At 56.7% G+C, this 17038-nt stretch carries 16 protein-coding genes; 11 read left to right on the top strand and 5 right to left on the bottom strand.

All coding sequences use genetic code 11. From position 1 onward, the window contains the following. Window positions 1–1722, bottom strand: a complete 1722-nt coding sequence (locus Q0915_RS03155; RefSeq protein ID WP_299473164.1) for an AMP-binding protein — start codon at window positions 1720–1722, stop codon at window positions 1–3. Window positions 1723–2219: 497 nt separating this feature from the next. Between Q0915_RS03155 and Q0915_RS03150 the strand changes: the two genes are divergently transcribed. The 5 genes from Q0915_RS03150 (at window position 2220) to Q0915_RS03130 (ending at window position 6063) form a co-directional block, all read left to right on the top strand. After that, window positions 2220–3206, top strand: a complete 987-nt coding sequence (locus tag Q0915_RS03150; protein WP_299473162.1) for a peptidoglycan-binding domain-containing protein — start codon at window positions 2220–2222, stop codon at window positions 3204–3206. Between the two features lie 200 nt (window positions 3207–3406). Continuing rightward, entirely contained in the window at window positions 3407–3733 is a 327-nt protein-coding gene (locus Q0915_RS03145) for a PepSY domain-containing protein (RefSeq protein ID WP_299473160.1), read from the top strand. 73 nt (window positions 3734–3806) lie between these two features. After that, a complete protein-coding gene (locus Q0915_RS03140) occupies window positions 3807–4490 on the top strand; it encodes a response regulator transcription factor (protein ID WP_299473158.1) in 684 nt (227 codons plus the stop codon). Continuing rightward, a complete protein-coding gene (locus Q0915_RS03135; RefSeq protein WP_299473156.1) occupies window positions 4474–5757 on the top strand; it encodes a HAMP domain-containing sensor histidine kinase in 1284 nt (427 codons plus the stop codon). The genes Q0915_RS03140 and Q0915_RS03135 overlap by 17 nt, the downstream gene beginning before the upstream one ends. 78 nt (window positions 5758–5835) lie before the next feature. Next, window positions 5836–6063 carry a hypothetical protein gene (locus Q0915_RS03130; RefSeq protein ID WP_299473154.1) on the top strand — a complete coding sequence of 76 codons (228 nt, stop codon included), beginning with the start codon at window positions 5836–5838 and terminating at the stop codon, window positions 6061–6063. Window positions 6064–6293: 230 nt separating this feature from the next. Here Q0915_RS03130 and Q0915_RS03125 read toward each other — a convergent pair whose 3' ends face one another. The 3 genes from Q0915_RS03125 to Q0915_RS03115 are packed head-to-tail and all read right to left on the bottom strand — an operon-like array spanning window position 6294 to window position 8774. After that, window positions 6294–7034: a glycerophosphodiester phosphodiesterase family protein gene (locus Q0915_RS03125; protein WP_299473152.1), complete on the bottom strand. Its 741-nt coding sequence runs from the start codon at window positions 7032–7034 to the stop codon at window positions 6294–6296. Further along, window positions 7031–7918, bottom strand: a complete 888-nt coding sequence (locus tag Q0915_RS03120; RefSeq protein ID WP_299473150.1) for a carbohydrate ABC transporter permease — start codon at window positions 7916–7918, stop codon at window positions 7031–7033. Before Q0915_RS03120 ends, Q0915_RS03125 begins: the two co-directional genes overlap by 4 nt. Then, window positions 7905–8774, bottom strand: coding sequence for a sugar ABC transporter permease (locus Q0915_RS03115; RefSeq protein WP_299473148.1), 870 nt, complete (start codon window positions 8772–8774; stop codon window positions 7905–7907). Before Q0915_RS03115 ends, Q0915_RS03120 begins: the two co-directional genes overlap by 14 nt. A 133-nt stretch (window positions 8775–8907) precedes the next feature. Here Q0915_RS03115 and Q0915_RS03110 point away from each other — a divergent pair, with 133 nt between their 5' ends. Continuing rightward, window positions 8908–10152: an ABC transporter substrate-binding protein gene (locus tag Q0915_RS03110; protein ID WP_299473146.1), complete on the top strand. Its 1245-nt coding sequence runs from the start codon at window positions 8908–8910 to the stop codon at window positions 10150–10152. Between the two features lie 180 nt (window positions 10153–10332). Here the strand turns inward: Q0915_RS03110 and Q0915_RS03105 are convergent, their stop codons facing one another. Next, a complete protein-coding gene (locus Q0915_RS03105; protein ID WP_299473144.1) occupies window positions 10333–11238 on the bottom strand; it encodes a LysR substrate-binding domain-containing protein in 906 nt (301 codons plus the stop codon). A 179-nt stretch (window positions 11239–11417) separates the two neighbouring features. On the opposite strand from Q0915_RS03105, the gene Q0915_RS03100 reads away from it, so the two are divergent. From Q0915_RS03100 to Q0915_RS03080, 5 genes are read left to right on the top strand one after another with little or no spacing between them, the layout of a single operon-like run. After that, entirely contained in the window at window positions 11418–12431 is a 1014-nt protein-coding gene (locus tag Q0915_RS03100) for a glycerophosphodiester phosphodiesterase family protein (protein ID WP_299473142.1), read from the top strand. Between the two features lie 49 nt (window positions 12432–12480). Further along, on the top strand, window positions 12481–13554 hold the full coding sequence (locus Q0915_RS03095; RefSeq protein WP_299473140.1) for an extracellular solute-binding protein: 1074 nt from the start codon (window positions 12481–12483) through the stop codon (window positions 13552–13554). Window positions 13555–13614: 60 nt separating this feature from the next. Next, window positions 13615–14721 (top strand): ABC transporter ATP-binding protein, encoded by a 1107-nt coding sequence (locus Q0915_RS03090; RefSeq protein WP_299473138.1) that lies wholly within the window; start codon window positions 13615–13617, stop codon window positions 14719–14721. Then, the gene (locus Q0915_RS03085) at window positions 14718–15575 is read left to right on the top strand and encodes an ABC transporter permease (protein ID WP_299473136.1); all 858 of its coding nucleotides are present in this window, start codon (window positions 14718–14720) and stop codon (window positions 15573–15575) included. Before Q0915_RS03090 ends, Q0915_RS03085 begins: the two co-directional genes overlap by 4 nt. Window positions 15576–15584: 9 nt before the next feature. After that, on the top strand, window positions 15585–16436 hold the full coding sequence (locus tag Q0915_RS03080; protein WP_299473134.1) for an ABC transporter permease: 852 nt from the start codon (window positions 15585–15587) through the stop codon (window positions 16434–16436). Window positions 16437–17038: the final 602 nt, after the last annotated feature.

Here is a 17038-nt window from a genome sequence, read left to right as displayed (position 1 = left end):
TCACTCCACCCCGCTGGTGCGCACATCTTCGGCGCGCAGGTCTTTTCGAAGGATCTTTCCGACTATGGATTTGGGCAGTCGGTCCCGGATATCCACCTCCTTGGGTACCTTGTAGGCCGTCAGATGTTTTTTGCAGAACGTGCGGATATCGGATTGCGAGAGGCTCTTGTCGGTGAGAACGACGAATGCCTTGACCGCCTCTCCTGTCGCTTCGTTCGGGACACCGATCACGGCTGCTTCGAAGATGCCCGGATGGGAGGTGAGACACTCTTCGATCTCGTTCGGATAGACATTGAAACCAGACACCACAACCATGTCCTTCTTCCGGTCGACAATGGTGAAGTAGCCGTCTTCATCCATAACGCCGATATCGCCGGTCAGGAACCAGCCGTCGCGGAAGACAGCTTCCGTTTCCTCCGGGTTCTCCCAGTACCCGGACATGACCTGGGGGCCCCTGACGGTGATCTCGCCACGCTCTCCTATTGGCATGACATTACCGTCATCGTCTTCGCAGCGCATGAACGTGGAGGGAAGCGGAATTCCGATCGCCCCTTCCCTCGCCTTGCCGACGGGGTTGAAGGACAGCACCGGCGAGGTCTCTGTCAGTCCGTAGCCTTGGACGACAGGCTTGCGGGTCACCTCTTCCCAGCGCCTTGCCACCTCGATCTGAAGCGCCATCCCTCCAGCGGAGGCGAGTTTCAGATATTTCGGGGGGCTGTCGCGGAACCAGAGTTCGTTGCTCAGCCCATTGAAAAGCGTGTTTACCCCGCTCATCCATGTGATCCGGTAATTCTCGAACGCCCGTTTCAGGTTGGTGAGCGGCCTCGGATTGGGAATGAGGATATTGCGCCCGCCGATCCAGTAAAATGCCAGCAGGTTCAGGGTGAAAGCAAATATGTGATACATAGGCAGCGCGGTCAGTGCGACTTCCTTTCCCCGTTCGAAGACAGGGATCATCTCCAGCGTCTGCTCCATGTTGATGAGAAGATTTTCATGGCTCAGCATCGCGCCCTTGGCAACACCGGTCGTCCCGCCCGTATATTGCAGGCATGCCAGATCATTCGGCTCAACGTGCTGGTGATATGCATCAACCTCAATGCGTTTGCCCGCGAGTTGCGCCCGCCCCGAATCGAGTGCCTCGGGAAATCGCGTGTGCGGCACATCGATGGGTCTGACCGAGCGGTCCCAGTATTTCTGCACCAGACCGATAACACCGCGTGGAAGAACGGGCAGAAACTCCGCCACCCTTGTGACAATGATGTTGGGGATCGGATGACCGCGCGTTGCCGCCGGAATCTTGTCGGCGAACATGTCCACGATCACGAGAGCCTTGGGTTCAGCGTCCTGGAACTGGCGCGCCATTTCCTCGGCCGTATAGAGCGGATTGACGTTGACCAGAACACAGCCCGCCTTGAGGATGCCGAAGGCGGCGACTGGAAAGGTCAGGCTGTTGGGCAGTTGAACCGCGACCCGGTCCCCCTTCACCAGACCGGCAACCTCGCGCAGATAAACCGCAAAGGCATCGGACATCTCGTCCACCTGTTCAAAGGTGAGCGTGCCGTTCATTCCGTTGTGCATGACTGTCGTGAAGGCAGGAGCTTTGCCGTAGGTGCCGGAAGCGGATCGGATCAGATCGGGGATGGTCCTGTATGAGGCCTTCTCGATATCAGCGCGCATCTCAGGCCCGTAAAACGCAGTCCATGGCCGGTCATTTGTCGTCACTCTTTCCTCCAGGACGCCGCTCATTCGCAGCCTGCGGGAACACCCTTTCCTGGCTGCCTCCACAGCGATAGTCGATTCCAGCTATCATGGGACAGCCATTTTGCAACAGTTTCCGCGCAAATCGCACCGACACCGGGAACTGGAAGGTTGGCCCGAAGACCGTACCTAGGTCAATCGCAATCGAAGGCCAGTGATTGCATGTCCAGCTCCGTGATTTCATAGCTGCCCTCTTGTCCCGCACCATTAGCGGACCATCAGGAAGGAACGCGACGTTACCTAAAATTACGCGAGGGAAGAAAGTTTGTGACAGGCATCACTTCGTCACGCGCGAAATACGAAGACAATACAATCAATGCAGCTCGCAGCCCTTTCGGCCCGAGTTGATCGAAGGTTGGAGAGCGCCCGGCCGCGACAAAGGTCTCTGCTCATTTCAGCAGGCTGGCCAGCGCGCTCCACACGGACTTGTCCCTGGAGATTAGCCGAGAAAGGACGAGCATATGTTTTCGAGCCACCACTTCCAGAACGATCCGCATTTCAAGGTAATCGCCCAAAATGCCGCGGCCATGCGCTTCGGCGCAAAAGGCTACCCTGTCCGTCTTCTGCAGCAGGGATTGCTCGATTCAGGTTATCAACTGCCGATGTCCACCTCGAAATTCGGCGCACCTGACGGCATTTTCGGCGATGAAACAAGCGCCGCAGTGGCAAAACTGCAATCGAAACTCGACCTGGTCGATGACAGCGTGGTCGGTTTCAAGTCGGTCGAAAAATTCGATACTGCCTTTTCTGTTGTACCTGCCGGCTTTTCACCACCCCCTGCAATTCCACCCACCTCGCCAGGCGCTACGGGTGACCCGGCTCAAAGACTGAAGGAAATAGCGCTCGACGTAATCGGCCCAGGCAGTCCGATTTTCAACAGGGACTGGGAGGTCAAATGGCGCCCGACGCCGAAATCCAGGGAACTCAGTTTCAAGATGCTGTCGTTCTTTTACTACGGCTTTGAGCTCAATCAGAAGATTTCAGACGGCAAGATAAAGTTCACTTATCTCAAGCGGGAAAAACATCCGGCGACCGCAGTATATATCGCAAACACCAGGAAGTTCTCAGGCGTAACGATCAAAGCGAACACGGTCGTTCTGCTGAAAAAAGATGAGCTGGCCAATGTTGAGGCCGTTCGGCAGGTCATGCTGCATGAGCTGACCCATGCCGTTCTCGACATGACAAAGGCGGCCCGTAATCACCTCTTCAACGAGATCATTGCCTATATTGCAGCAGCGCTCTACTCCGAACTTGCCGGAAGACTCTTAAGTGGCGAGCTTGTCCTGAAATCTGGAATCTTCAAGGAAGCCACGACATGCGCGCTCTACGTCCTGGCCAGGATGGCAATTCCGCAAAGCAATCTTGAGAAACTGGCCAAGGCGATCGAGTCCCACAAGGCGTATCACGGTGCTCGCCACGACCGCCTGGTCAACAACGGTATCAATTGAGTTTGGAGGTCAGCGCCGCGAGGGGCCTGCATTTTTTCGCGTTTACGAGCGAATGACCGTTTCCGCGATTATCCAACTCCTCCGCATTTTACCTTTACAGAATTGTAAAGTTCACCGCAGGGGACCGTAAACTGCATGACCCATCTTTGCTTCACCGAAAGGCACGGTGCCTTTCAGTAACGCAGAGATGGAGACACATGATGGATAAGAAACTGATCTTGGGCAGTGCAGTGGCCGGCGTACTTCTGGTCCTGGGTGCAAGCGGCACCATTGCCGCACAGTCCACGCCCATGTCGCCGGGGCTGGACGAAGCCGGCGCCGTCGAGAGAGCGCTGACCGAAGTTCCAGGCACGGTTCAGGAAACTGAACTGGATCGTGAGGATGGCAAGCTGATCTACGAGATTGAAATCCTGACCGCCGATGGACTAGAGATGGAAGTCGAGATCGACGCTGAAACCGGCGCCGTGCTGAAGGTCGAGGAGGACGGCGCTGACCGTGACGACAAAAAATCAGCCGGGCGAGGCTAAATCCGGATAGATCAGAATGGGCTGCCGGCAACGGTGGCCTTTTTCCTCAACCGAATCCAGCCTATGGGGTGACATGCGCATACTGCTTCTTGAAGATGATCGCGACCTTGGACCATGGGTCGCCGGAGGCCTGCGCGAGGAAGGTCATGTCGTCGATCATTTCACGGACGGCAAGGAAGCGCTGCTGGCATCCATGGGCCAGGAGTATGACCTTCTGATCCTCGACCGCATGGTGCCGGGCCTCGACGGGCTGGCGGTCCTGAAATCTCTCCGCGCCTCGAAGAACACCACGCCCGCACTTTTCCTGACTGCACTTGGCGAAGTGGATTCCCGTGTTGAGGGGTTTGAAGCGGGAGGCGACGATTATCTCACCAAACCTTTCGCCTTTGTGGAGCTGTCTGCACGCGTGAATGCGCTCGGACGCAGGCGGGAAGGAACGGCGGAAGGCAGCAACGAGCCGACTGTCCTGCGCTATGCGGACCTCAGCCTGGACCTTCTTGCGCGTCAATGCGAACGCCAGGGACAGGCAATCGACCTTATGGCCAAGGAATTCAAGCTGCTGGAATACTTCATGCGCCGCCCCGGCCGCCTGGTGACCCGTACAATGCTGCTGGAACAGGTTTGGGACATGAGCTTCGATCCCACCACCAGCGTGGTTGAAACTCACATCAGCCGACTGCGCGCCAAGATCGACAAGCCGTTTGGCGAAGAGTTGATCAGGACCAGGCGAGGAGAAGGTTATGTCTTTGGTCGGTAAGCTGGCGGCGCGAGTCCACTGGCTCATCCGGTCCTCGACCTTGCGGCTGACGCTCCTGTTGTCCTTTCTCTTTGCAATCGGCATGGCCGTTGCGATTGTCGTGGCACTGATCCTGGGCCGCGAAGCCGTGTTGAGCCGCGTTGACACATCGCTTGCGGGACTGGCCGCCGCCGTCGCGGCGAACGACGTCCCCAGAGACACTTTCTCCGTCATCATCCGGCCGGTATCGGCGCTCGATGGACTGCCCAAGGCCTTTGCCCGCGCTGCAGAGCGTGGCGGCGGTACCGTGGGCCTTAAAAAGGATTTCAGGCGCTCGGAAGAATGGCGTGTGCTGATTTCCGAAGACAACCGCGGCACGCCTGTTCTGATCGCCGTCCCGCTCGATGACAGCCTGGACGCACTGGACCTGCTTGGTAACATTTTATGGACCACGGCCGGATTGGTCCTGGCTGTTGCACTCATCATCGGGCTCGGTGCGGGCTGGTTGGCGCAGCGGCGCCTCAGCCGGATAAGCGGCACGCTTGGCCGTTTGGCGGAAGGTGACCTGAAGGCACGCACCGGCAACAAGCGGTCTGCGGACGATCTGGATGATCTTGCACGCCAGCTCGACAGGACCGCCGACGAACTGGAACGATTGGTGAGCCAGACCCGGTATCTCAGTGCAAGTCTCGCACACGATCTGCGCACCCCGCTTGCGCGCCTCAGAGCCCGGTTGGAAATGATGCCTGAAGGGGAGGAACGCGGGGCTGCCCTGGAGGAAGCCGGACGGCTGTCCGACATTTTCGACACCATTATGCGGATTGCCAGGATTGAAGCCGGGGTCGGAAGTGACGGCTTCGAAAAAGTTAGCCTGGGCGATCTGGTGACTGACGTTGCAGGTATCTATGAAGCGGTGATCGAAGACAGCGGCAAGCGTCTCGATCTGTCGGTGAATACGGCTGCGACGGTCTTGGCAGATCGGCAGATGCTGGTGCAAGCCATGGCGAACCTCATTCAGAATGCGTTGGTTCACGGGGGCGAGGTGATCACGCTTTTTGCGCAGGGACGCGAGGTTGGCGTTGCAGACAATGGAGACGGCGTGGACCCGACCCAGTTCCTGGAGATCGTCAAACCGATGGTTCGCCTGGACACCGCACGCGAACGCGATGGGACCGGGCTCGGACTGGCCCTGGTGCGTGCGGTCGCGGACAGACACAGTGCTCACCTGATCCTGTCTGAAAACGCCCCGACGGGTCTGCGCGTCGCGCTGAAGTTTACAGAATTGTAAAGTCCGGGTCAGGCGGGCGAAAACTTCGGGCTCCATATCAGGTTCATCAAGACGATTATGAATATGGAGACCACATAGATGAAAGACATTCTTGCAAAAGTCACGGCGATCGCAGCAGCTGCCCTTGCCCTTTTTGTTGGCTTCGCCCTCGCCGGGTTTGGCCTGATGGTGATGGCCGGTTTGGCCATGCTTGCCCTCGTGGCGACCGGGCTTGCTCTTCTGGCCACTCCGTTTATGCCAAAGGCCGAAAATGAGCATGAAAATGCGGAATTTGAGACTGTCCGGGAAAATCCGTCGGCGGCCTGATCCCGGCTCCGAAGACTGAGCTAGGAAAAGTAAGAGTTCCCAATGGATTGCGCCGCTTGTTTCACAACAAAGGCACGCAACCTTGGGACGTCTTGCTTTGTTTGTGAATCACGATCGGAAAAGAACCGCCCGGCATAGTGGCTTAAATTTTGGACCGAACAGCCTCGCCTCACTTCGGTACTTGGCAATCTGCCCAATCTTACTACGCAGTCACAACCAGTTTACGCGCATCAGCCTGTAATCTTTTCACGAATGCGCACCGCCGCATCCGGCCTGTCCGTCGTAAATACGTCCACACCGGCACCAAATGCCCATTCGATTGCCTCGTCATCAAGCACGGCAAAAGCTCCAACAGCGAGCCCAGATGCCCGCAAGCGGGGAAGCGCCTCACCGCGCAACAAGACGTGACGGACGGAAACGTTGAAAACGTCCGCCCCTTTCGCAAGGTCGGCCACATGCTGCGGAGACGTCAGGCGCAAGATTGGGTCGGCAACAAGCCAGATTAGGCCTTTCAAGGCCTGTTCCTTAAGACGCACTTCAGTGAGAGTTGGAAGATGAAAGGATGTCACAACGGTGCGTTCGCTCAACCCAGCATCCGAGAGCGCGGCAAGCGTTTTCTCGACGATGCCAGGGTAAGGAACCATGTCCAAACCAGGTTTGATTTCGCATCTCAAGGTGAGATGGCTCGGGGCGAGTATGTCTAGCCCCTCTTCGAGCGTCATGATCTTGCCGCCGCCATTGAAGATCTCCAGAGCCTTCAATTCGGAAAGCGTATGTTCACCGACTGGACCGGCACCGTCGGTGACGCGATCGAGCGTTGCGTCGTGAAAGATGACCGGCACGTCCTCAGCCGTAAGCTGGACGTCGAATTCAATCTGCTCGACTGGTAGTTTGGCCGTTTCCCGGAACGCGGTTTCGGAGTTTTCGGGCCATAGCGCAGCGCCACCCCGGTGCGAGGCGATTTCCGTCATTTCAGTGATCCCATGGTAATGCCCCGGATGAGATGGCGTTCGGCGATGACATACGCAAGCAAAAGAGGGGTCAGCGTGATCATGGTTCCCGCCATGACCAGGGGCCAGTCCGGACTGTCTCCCTCGCCCTCTTCACGCAGGAGAAAGCGCAGACCGATCTGAACCGTACGCATGTCGTCGGAAGTGGTTGCCAGCAGCGGCCAGATGAATTCGTTCCAGTTGCTCATGAACGTAAAAAGTGCAACGACAGAAATCGCCGGCAAGGACAGCGGCACGACGATATCCCAAAGGATCTTCCAGCTCGACGCACCATCGATCCGAGCTGCCTCGTCGAGGCTTTTCGGGATTGTCATCATGTGCTGACGCAGGAAAAACACGGCAAAGCCTGACGCCAGAAACGGCAGGATCAGACAGACGTACGTGTCAAGCATGTCGAAACTTGCGAAAGTCAGGTAGTTCGGGATCAGCGTAATGTGATTGGGGATCATCAATGTTCCGATCACGATCAGAAAAAGCACGTCGCGGCCTCTGAAACTCGCTCTGGAAAAGGCGTAGGCCGCCAGGATGGCCGTCATTGTGTTCCCGGCGGTGACGGTTGTGGTCACGATCAGTGAATTGAGAAAATACCGTGGGAACGACAAGCCATCGACAATACGTTGGTAAGCGCTGAGATCGAGTGGCCAAATACTGGCATCCGGCAGGATCACCTCGCTCCGGTGAAGCAGGGAAATACGGACGATTTCCCAAAGCGGGTAAAGCACGACCAGTGCAAGGAGCATCAGAAACGTCAAGCTCCATATCACACGCAGCCGGAACGCGGCGGTCTGGCTGACTGTCCTCCGCCCCGTCTTGACGGTTTCGGTTCCAATCTCAATCGTAGCCATAGTGCACCTTGCGGCCGAGCGTCGATAGTTTCAGCAGCGTGATCGCCATCAGGATTGCAAAGAGGATGATTGCAACAGCCGAGCCAAGTCCGACATTGGCAGACTCGAAACCAACGCGAACGAGATAATAGAGAATGACCTCGGTCGCGCGGGCTGGACCGCCTTCGGTCATGACATCCACGAATGTAAACACCTGAAAACCGTTTATGACCGAGAGGATCAAGAGGAAGAAGGTCGTTGGCATCACCAGTGGGAAGGTGATGTCGAAGAACTGACGCCGCGGTCCGGAGCCGTCGAGCCGGGCGGCCTCGTAAAGTTCTGAAGGGATTGACTGGATCCCTGCAGCATAAATGACCACTGCGTAGCCGAACTGTTTCCAGACCTCGACCATGGCGATAGAGTAGAGTGCGATATCGGGATCCGTCAGCCAGCGAACGGCGGGCAGCCCGAGCCATTTAAGTGCCCGGTTGAACGTGCCGATCTCGGTCGACATCATGAAGTCGAACATGACGCCGATCGCGACCGCCGACATGACCGTAGGCATGAAATAAATCGAACGGAACAGACGGTTTGTCCTTGTTGGCGGCGCGATCTGGACGGCCACGACCAGCGCAATCGCCAGGGTTGGTGGCACAGAAACCAGCGTGAACAAGGTTGTGCGCCAGAGAGCCGCCTGGAACTGAGCGGAGCTCAGAAGCACTGAATAATTCTTCACACCGACGAATTCCGGCGCCGGCATCAGCCAGTCCCAGCGGTAAAGACTGAGCCAAAGCGAATAGAGAACCGGCCAGTACACAAAGACGACAAGCACTGCCAGAGCGGGCGCAACGTAAAGGTAGGGGCGGATTGGACGCATACCCGCTAGCAAACACAGTCATGTGACAAGTTCTTTGCAGTTTTACGAAGCTCTTTTCATATAATTGTTTCATCACCGTTACAGCGGCTCCCTAGGCTGTTTGCGTTGCAATCATTCCTTCAAGGAGATTTCCATGCGCATTCTCACCTTCGCGCTGGCAGCCGGACTGATGTCTACTGCCGCCGCTGCACAGACAAAAATCGAGTTCTGGCACGCATTTTCCGGCAACAACGGCAGTGCCGTTGAGGAGTTGGCTACAAAGTTCAATGAAAGCCAGTCCAACTATGAATTGGTTCCGGTCTATACCGGCAAATACGCCGAAGGCACCCAGAAGCTGACCGCAGCGATCGCCGGTAAAACCGCACCGGGCTTGGTCATGCTGGAGATCACCCGATACGGCCTCTTCGCCGACCGCGGCGCGTTGGAGCCTCTGCAGCCTTACATCGACGCCGCAGGCACCGACTGGACAAACCAGATCCGCCCTTTTGCCCTCGAAGCCTCCAAGTATCTGGGCGAGAGCTACGTGGTTCCATTTAACGTTTCAACGCCGGTGATGTACTACAACAAGGACCTCTTCAAGGTTGCTGGTCTCGATCCGGAGCAGCCGCCGAAGACGTGGGCCGAATTGCTTGATATGGGCCAGAAACTGACCAAATCCGAGGGTGGTGAAACCAAGCAGTGGGGCATTTCCCCTCCACCGCAATGGGTCCGTTGGGCCATGACCAACCAGGCAGCGGGCGGCTGGGTCGATCCGGCGGACAATGCCGTCCAGATCGATTTGCCGGGTTCCGTCAAGGCCTACCAGACGGCGGCGGACTGGGTGAATGTCCACAAGGTGTCGTCGCAGGAAGCTGCACTCGACGACAAGCTCGCCGATGAGTATTTCATTACCGGACGTGCCGCGATCGAATTCGACTCTACCGGCAGCCTGACCCGCCAGCTTGCAGACGCATCGTTCGAACTCGGCGTTGCCGCGCTGCCTTGCGAAGAGGTCTGCGCCGCACCTATCGGCGGTGCGACACTCGGCATCGTCGCCTCGGCCGACAAGGAAGTGAAGGATGGTGCCTGGGAATTCATCCGCTTTGTCACCACACCGGAAAACTCGGCTTTCGTCTTTGTGCGCACTGGCTATCTGCCGATCATCAAAGGCGCCATCGAGACGCCACTTGCACAGGAGCGTATTGCCGAGCATCCGGAATATCTGGTGGCCAACAACCAACTCGAAATCGCCTTTGCCCGCGCCCGTCCACCGGCAATGCCTGCAATCCGCTCCGAAGAACCCGCGATTTGGGACAGCATCGTATTGGAGCAACAGACTGCTGAAGAAGCCCTCGGTGCATTCGCCGAGAACATGCGTGAGATGATTGCGCAGGACTGAGGCGCCTTCTCCCATGATCGACCGGGGCCGCTGGCCCCGGTTTGATCAAAACGGATTGAAGAATCCCACGTCCTGAGATTTCGACAAAAATGCTTCGGAAAATTCACGCTTTTCTCGGCAAAAATGCATTCATACCAATTCCGGCAAGCTTTCATCTGCATGTCTGCCAGCTTGACGAAGCTACCCGTCACTGCGCAGAAACCGCAAGCCGTTCTCGAACTGCGTCAGAAACTCCATGGTCAGCAAAGAAGGCGGTTGATTGAGAGGGCGCACGAGGGACAATTTGTGTGGAATATCCGGCAGGAATGGCCGATAGCTCAAGCCCCGGTTTTGATATGTCCGGGCGTCCAGTTCGCTGACGATCGAAACACCAGTGCCAAGACTGACCAGCTCGCAAGCTGTCGTGAACTGTCTGGTCTCAATAAGGGTCTCAAGCTTTACGTGGGCTCGTTCAAAGGCTTCTTCGATCGCACGGAAATAAATGCTGCCGAAGGTGTCGTGGATAAGTTTTTCGCCCGCAAGATCCGCCGGCGTGATCTCGTCGAGAGTTTCAAGTCGGTGCCCTTTGGGAAAGATGCAAGCCGACTTGATGGCAACATTGCGTTCTTCAATTGCCGGGTGCCCGTTGAAGCCATCGGTAATGCCGCAATCATACTGTTCGTCGATGATCCATTCCAGGATGCGTTCGGGGCGATCCGGTTCGATCGTCACCGTGACATCGGGCCGGCCCTCCAGAAAACTGGCGACGACTTCGGGCAAATGGCTGACCGCAAAACCCGGAAGGCAGGCGATCCTCAAATGGCCGGCCCTTCCCTGCGGGATGTTTCGGGCGGCCTGGGCGATATTGTCCATTGATTCCAGAATGCGCCTGATTTCCGGCATCAGGTGACGCACCTCGGACGTCAGCACAAGTTGTCCGTCTTTTCGATGATAAAGCGGAAACCCCAGGTGTTTCGAAAGATCCGCCAGCAGCCTGCTGGTGGCTGGCTGGGAGATGAAAAGGAGTTCTGCAGCCCGGGAAATACTGCCCGTTTTTGCGACCGCACTCAGCGCCTCAAGTTGTCTGAGCTGTAATTGCCCCTTCATCCGATTTTCCCGCTCCTGAGCCCACTTAGGATCGAGATATAATATTATGTTATATTCACGTCAAAAATATTTCGTTTGAATTATGTTTTTATTTGCGCCAACCTAGATTTCTCAGAAGGTGGAGGCGCGCAAAGCGTTGCCTGTGTCGGAGTTGGCGACCCGTTCAGAACGAGTGTTCAATGTCATTTGGTTTGGAACGACACATAAGGCGAACCGGTAAGTTGCCGCTGATTTACGGCCATCGGGGAGCGCGTGGCGAGATCCCGGAAAACAGCATGGACGGATTTCGGCTGCTTGACGACATCGGCGTTACCGCTGTTGAGTTCGATGTGCAAAATGCACGGGATCATCAACCGGTTATCTGGCACGACGCAACCCTGCAGGTCGGCAAGGTGCGCAACCGCTCCGGCATCTGGCTCGATACCGACGGACCGAAGATTTGTGAAACCAGCGTTCTGGATCTGAAATCCTATGACATCGGATCCCTGCAGCCAGGCAGCAAGGCGAGATCCACATTCCCCGAACAGAGCGCGCTCTCCAACATCGAGATACCGACACTTGAAGAGCTTTTTGAGTGGGCGAAGGCCAGTCCGCGAATGGTTCTCAATCTGGAAGTCAAATCCTTCGCGAACCGGACTGACCTCGGCGACAGTCCGGAGGAATTGCTCGGCTCCATCTTGCCGTTGGTTGAAAAGTCCCATTTGGCCGAGCGCATTATTGTCTCGTCTTTTGACTGGCGGGTGCTTCACGCCTTCCGCCAGGCCGCCCCGGAGATCCCGCTGGGATACCTCACCTACCAGAATTTGGAAGATCCCGAGGATGATGCGAATATCTATGACAACTCGCCCTGGATGGATGGGCTTGAGTGGTCAAGCAGCAAGCGACTGCCTGATTTGGTGAAAGAAGCGGGCGGCACTGTCTGGTCGCCTTACTTCTCCGAATTGACACAGGACGATCTGGATCTCGCACACAGGCTTGGTCTTGTGGTCAATGTCTGGACCGTCAATTCGGTTGAGGACATGAAACGCATGAAAGATATGGGTGTTGATGGTGTCATTACCGACTACCCCACCCGTGCAAAGGCTCTTTGGGACGACATAATGACCGCGGAGGAACAGGGCAACCTGTCAGTAAACGACCGGTCGAATTCCCAAGGGAAAGGCTCGGTTAGCCAACACATATCGACCGAGTGAAAATCGACCGAAATTGGACCTGGACAATTTGGTTAAACAAGGAGTTGTCATGATTTCCCTGTCAATGCTCAAGACTACCACCGCCGCTGCGGTTCTTTCACTGGCCGCCACGCAAATCGCAAGTGCGGAAACACTCCGCCTGCTGACCTGGGGCGGATACGCTCCGGAAGAAGTCATCGAATTGTTTGAAAAGGAAACCGGCCACACGGTCGAGGTGACCAAATCGAACAACGAGGAAATGATCGCCAAACTGCGCGCGACCGGCGGCGGTGGCTTCGACCTCGCTCAACCGAGCCAGGATCGTATTTCCGGCCCGCAGGCTGAATTCGGCATCTACAAGCCGATCGACCTTTCCAAGATCGACGACAGCCTGTTCATCGCCTCCATGCTGGAAGCCACGAAAGGCAACACCACCGTTGACGGTGAAGTCTACGGCGTACCGCACGTCTGGGGCACCTCCGGTCTTGTTCTCGACACCGAAGCTGCTGCTTCGGTCAAGGACTACACCGATCTTTGCAACGACGATGTAAAGGGCAAGGTTTCCTACCGCCTGAAACGCCCGACGCTGATCGGCTTTGCCTACTCCATGGGGCTGGACCCGTTCGCCGCTTATGGCGACGAAGCCGCTTACAAGGAGATCATGGACAAGGTCGAGGCCAAGCTCGTTGAGTGCAAGGGCAACGTCAAGGCCTATTGGGGTGGCGGCGATGAACTGATGAACCTGATCAGGTCCGGCGAAGTCGTTGCTTCCATGGCCTGGGATACCGGTGGCTGGAAACTGAACGGCGAAATGCCGAACGTGACCTTTGTCGCGCCCTCGTCGGGTTCACTCGGCTGGATCGATACATTCGTCCTTCCGGCTAAGGGCAAGGCCGATGACGCCGCCTACGCCTGGATCAACTTCGTGATGCGGCCAGACATTGCAGCCAAGATCACCAATGTGGCCGGCAACTTCACAGCGTCCAAGGGCGGCGATGCCGGCGTTTCTGAAGAGCTCAAGGCAAAATACCAGAAGAGCTATCCGGCAGCCGATGTCGACAACATCAAGTGGTACCCGCCGGTTCCTGCCGGTCTTGAAGTGATCGAAGGTGGCGTCCTTGACCGCGTGAAAGCGGCAAACTGATAGCAACACCCCTGAGCCTCCCGCCACCCGGCGGGAGGTTTTCTCCCGGAAGGAATTGGAATGGCGACCCCGGATCTCAGCTGCATTGATCTGACAAGACGCTTCGGTGACGCGTTGGCGGTGGACAACGTCAGCTTTGAAGTCCCGGCGGGCTCGTTCTTCTCGATCCTCGGACCGTCCGGCTGCGGCAAGACAACGATCATGCGCATGATCGCGGGCTTTCTTGAGCCGACATCCGGAGACATTCTGATCAAGGGCCGGTCGGTTCTGGACGTGCCGCCGAACAAGCGCCCGGTGAACATGGTGTTCCAGCACCTCGCCTTGTTTCCGATGATGAACATTGCCGACAACATCGGCTACGGCCTGCGCCGCAAGGGCCTTGGAAAAGCCGAAATCGAAAAGAAGGTCGAGGAAGCCCTGGAGCGGATCGGGCTCCCTGGCATCGGCAAGCGTCAGGTCAATGAACTCTCCGGCGGCCAGAAACAGCGTGTCGCCATTGCCCGGTGCATGGTGCTGGAGCCGGACGTGTTGCTGCTCGATGAACCACTCGGTGCCCTTGATCTCAAACTGCGCGAGCAGATGAAGATTGAGCTCAAGAGCCTTCAGCACGCTTTTGACACCACCTTCGTCTACATCACCCACGACCAGAGCGAAGCGCTCGTCATGTCGGACACGATTGCGGTGATGAATGCGGGCCGGTTTGAACAGATGGCCGGACCTGAAGAGCTTTACCACCGGCCTGAAACGGCCTTCGTTGCCGGGTTTGTTGGAGATGCCAACATTTTCAAGGGCGAGGTTGTCCGATCCAGCGGCCACGACGTTGAACTGCGCACGGAACACGGCACCCACATCAAAGGCGTATCGCTGCTCCGTGATATTCCCGAAGGCCGGTCTGCGGAAGCCTATGTGCGCCCGGAAGCCATCCACCTGTCCAGGACGGCAGACGACGTTGCCGAACTCGACAATGCCCTCTCCGGCAAGGTGGAACAGATGCTTTTCAATGGCGCGGCAAGCCGGATACGGATCAAGGCCGAGGAAAGCAGTGAAACAATCGAAGTCGGTCTGCCGCAATCCGGTCGCTTTGACGGGATCCGGCCCGGCCAGACTGTCAATTTCGGCTGGTCGGACAAGCAAGGCAACATCTTCGAAACCGGAGGGAAGGAATGACCTCGGGACGGTCCCTCGGCTTTTATCTTCTGCTCGCGCCGGTGCTCCTGTGGCTTCTCCTGCTCGTCATCATTCCCCATATCGACCTGGCTCTGGTTTCGCTCCGCGAACGGGTGGGCGTCGGTCAATATGCCTTCAGTTTCGCCAATTTCCTGACCTTCCTGAACGAACCGCTTTATCTGGTGACTTTTGCCCGCACGGCAGTCATGTCGATCCTGGCAACCTTCATCACGCTGATTGTCGGCTTCCCGGTTGCTTATTTCATTGCAAAGATGGCGCGCGGAAAACTGCAGCCGATCCTGTTTGTTCTGTGTCTCGTGCCGTTCTGGGTCTCCGAACTGGTGCGCACCTTCGGCTGGATGATCCTGCTGCGCGAAACCGGCATCATTTCGTCGCTCCTTCAATGGCTCGGCCTGGTCAACGGGCCCGTGGAACTTCTCTATAATGATGCCGCCATCATGATCGGCCTCGTCTATACGTCCATGCTGTTCATGGTGGTTCCTCTGGTAACCACGCTCAGTACCCTGGACGACAGCCTGATTGAAGCGGGATACGATCTCGGCGGCTCCAGCGCTTCGGTCTTCCGAGAAATCATCGTTCCGCATGCGATGCCCGGGATCGTGTCCGGCTGCATCGTCGTCTTCATGCTGTCGCTCGGCAATTACCTGACCCCGATCATGCTCGGCGGAAAAGACAGTCTGTGGTTCACCGAGCTGATCTATTCCCAGTTCATCGTGCGCTTTAACTGGGAACTGGGCGCTGCGTTCGGCTTCATGCTGCTGTTCCTGTCGACGGCCATTGTATGGGTGGCCCTGAAGCTCACCGGCCAGTCACTTGAAAAGACGATGGGATAGGGGCGCGCCATGATACCAACGATCCCGCAGAACCGGACGATGGACATAGCCTTCAAGGTCTATGTCACGTTGTTCTTCGTCTATTTGGCGTTGCCGTTGGCCGTCAACGCGGTCTTTGCCTTCAACGACAGCCAGTTCCCCTCCCTGCCCTGGAAAGGCTTTACCTGGAACTGGTTCTTCGGCGATGCGCACCCGATGATCGGCGTCTTCCACGAACGCCCGATCCTCAGGGCAATCGGCACGTCGATCTTCATCGGTGTCTGTGTCTCGACCCTGGCTGTTATCGTTGGAACCACCAATGCGTTCCTCTTCAACCGCTACAGGTTCAAGGGCAAGGAATTCCTCTATTTCCTGATGCTTCTGCCGCTGGTCATTCCCGGCATCCTGCTCGGGGTGTCCATCCTGGTGTTTTCCTCTTCCATCGCCAACGCCATGTGGGATGGTTTCAAGTGGGATATCGAAGCCTTGAGGCCAGGTGTCCTGCTCGTCGTGCTTGGACAATTTTCCTTCATCGCGACCATGGCGACCCTCGTCATATCGGCCCGGCTCAAGACCTTCGACAAGACGCTTGAAGAAGCCGCGATGAACCTCGGTGCAGACGCCCTCACGGCGATCCGCACGATCACCCTGCCCTATCTCTTTCCGGCCATGATCGGCGCGTTCATCGTGGCGTTTTTGATGAGTTTTGAGAACTTCAACACCACCTTCATGCTGGTCGGCTCCGACGCGCCGCTGACCATCGCCATGTTCGACCGCCTGAAAGAAGGCTCGACCCCCCTTCTCAACGCCGTCTCCCTCCTCCTCATGGTCGGCTCCAGCGCCCTCGCCCTCATCATGATCGCCGTCCAGCGGAAGAAGTGAGGTCTGGAAGCCTTGCGGGTGAGAGCTTGGGTTTGTGGGAAGGGAGATGTAAGTGGTGGGCTCGGAGAGACACCGGCTAGCGCATTAGCACCGTGAAACCACTGGGCACAACGGCAAGACGTGGAACACGATATTCCACTTAAATGCCACATTGAAAATAGAACTGGTCAGGCACGTGAAAAACTCGAGAAAAACTGAGAGTGCATTTGTCCGGTCAGGTTTGTCCGGTCCTGCCGCACCAATTCTCCAGGTCCCCAGTTATTCATCCTTTGCATGATCGAATACCAGATTTCAGCCAAGCCGAAACACCAAGATCAGGAGCCTCGGTTATTGCGGTGGATTTGCGCCGCCTAGGCAACAAGGCCAATCATCGCGAACACCGACTTGAATTCCATCGTACATCCTCTCGCCGGGGCTTGTTGGAATGCGAATGCAAGTATGAAAACATGAACAACAACACAAACACTGGGGGCAAGGAACAGTCTTGAATTTTGGCTGTTGTCAGGAAAAATCCCTGGACATTTTCAGGCTCTCGAGGTCGCTTCGAAAGCCAACTAAAAAGTACTGCACAACAGCTGCGTAAGGGAATGGTACTGCGTTGT

The sequence above is a fragment of the uncultured Roseibium sp. genome (assembly GCF_947494555.1).
Lineage (GTDB): Bacteria > Pseudomonadota > Alphaproteobacteria > Rhizobiales > Stappiaceae > Roseibium.
The sequence above is the reverse complement of the archived record's forward strand: the minus strand, read 5'-3'. Positions and strand labels throughout refer to the sequence as shown.

Coding starts and splice junctions, on each gene's coding strand:
- Q0915_RS03150 (WP_299473162.1), top strand. CDS start 2,220: ATGTTTTCGAGCCACCACTTCCAGAACGATCCGCATTTCAAGGTAATC.
- Q0915_RS03125 (WP_299473152.1), bottom strand. CDS start 7,034: ATGACGGAAATCGCCTCGCACCGGGGTGGCGCTGCGCTATGGCCCGAA.
- Q0915_RS03145 (WP_299473160.1), top strand. CDS start 3,407: ATGGATAAGAAACTGATCTTGGGCAGTGCAGTGGCCGGCGTACTTCTG.
- Q0915_RS03140 (WP_299473158.1), top strand. CDS start 3,807: ATGCGCATACTGCTTCTTGAAGATGATCGCGACCTTGGACCATGGGTC.
- Q0915_RS03120 (WP_299473150.1), bottom strand. CDS start 7,918: ATGGCTACGATTGAGATTGGAACCGAAACCGTCAAGACGGGGCGGAGG.
- Q0915_RS03080 (WP_299473134.1), top strand. CDS start 15,585: ATGATACCAACGATCCCGCAGAACCGGACGATGGACATAGCCTTCAAG.
- Q0915_RS03110 (WP_299473146.1), top strand. CDS start 8,908: ATGCGCATTCTCACCTTCGCGCTGGCAGCCGGACTGATGTCTACTGCC.
- Q0915_RS03105 (WP_299473144.1), bottom strand. CDS start 11,238: ATGAAGGGGCAATTACAGCTCAGACAACTTGAGGCGCTGAGTGCGGTC.
- Q0915_RS03085 (WP_299473136.1), top strand. CDS start 14,718: ATGACCTCGGGACGGTCCCTCGGCTTTTATCTTCTGCTCGCGCCGGTG.
- Q0915_RS03130 (WP_299473154.1), top strand. CDS start 5,836: ATGAAAGACATTCTTGCAAAAGTCACGGCGATCGCAGCAGCTGCCCTT.
- Q0915_RS03100 (WP_299473142.1), top strand. CDS start 11,418: ATGTCATTTGGTTTGGAACGACACATAAGGCGAACCGGTAAGTTGCCG.
- Q0915_RS03090 (WP_299473138.1), top strand. CDS start 13,615: ATGGCGACCCCGGATCTCAGCTGCATTGATCTGACAAGACGCTTCGGT.
- Q0915_RS03135 (WP_299473156.1), top strand. CDS start 4,474: ATGTCTTTGGTCGGTAAGCTGGCGGCGCGAGTCCACTGGCTCATCCGG.
- Q0915_RS03095 (WP_299473140.1), top strand. CDS start 12,481: ATGATTTCCCTGTCAATGCTCAAGACTACCACCGCCGCTGCGGTTCTT.
- Q0915_RS03115 (WP_299473148.1), bottom strand. CDS start 8,774: ATGCGTCCAATCCGCCCCTACCTTTACGTTGCGCCCGCTCTGGCAGTG.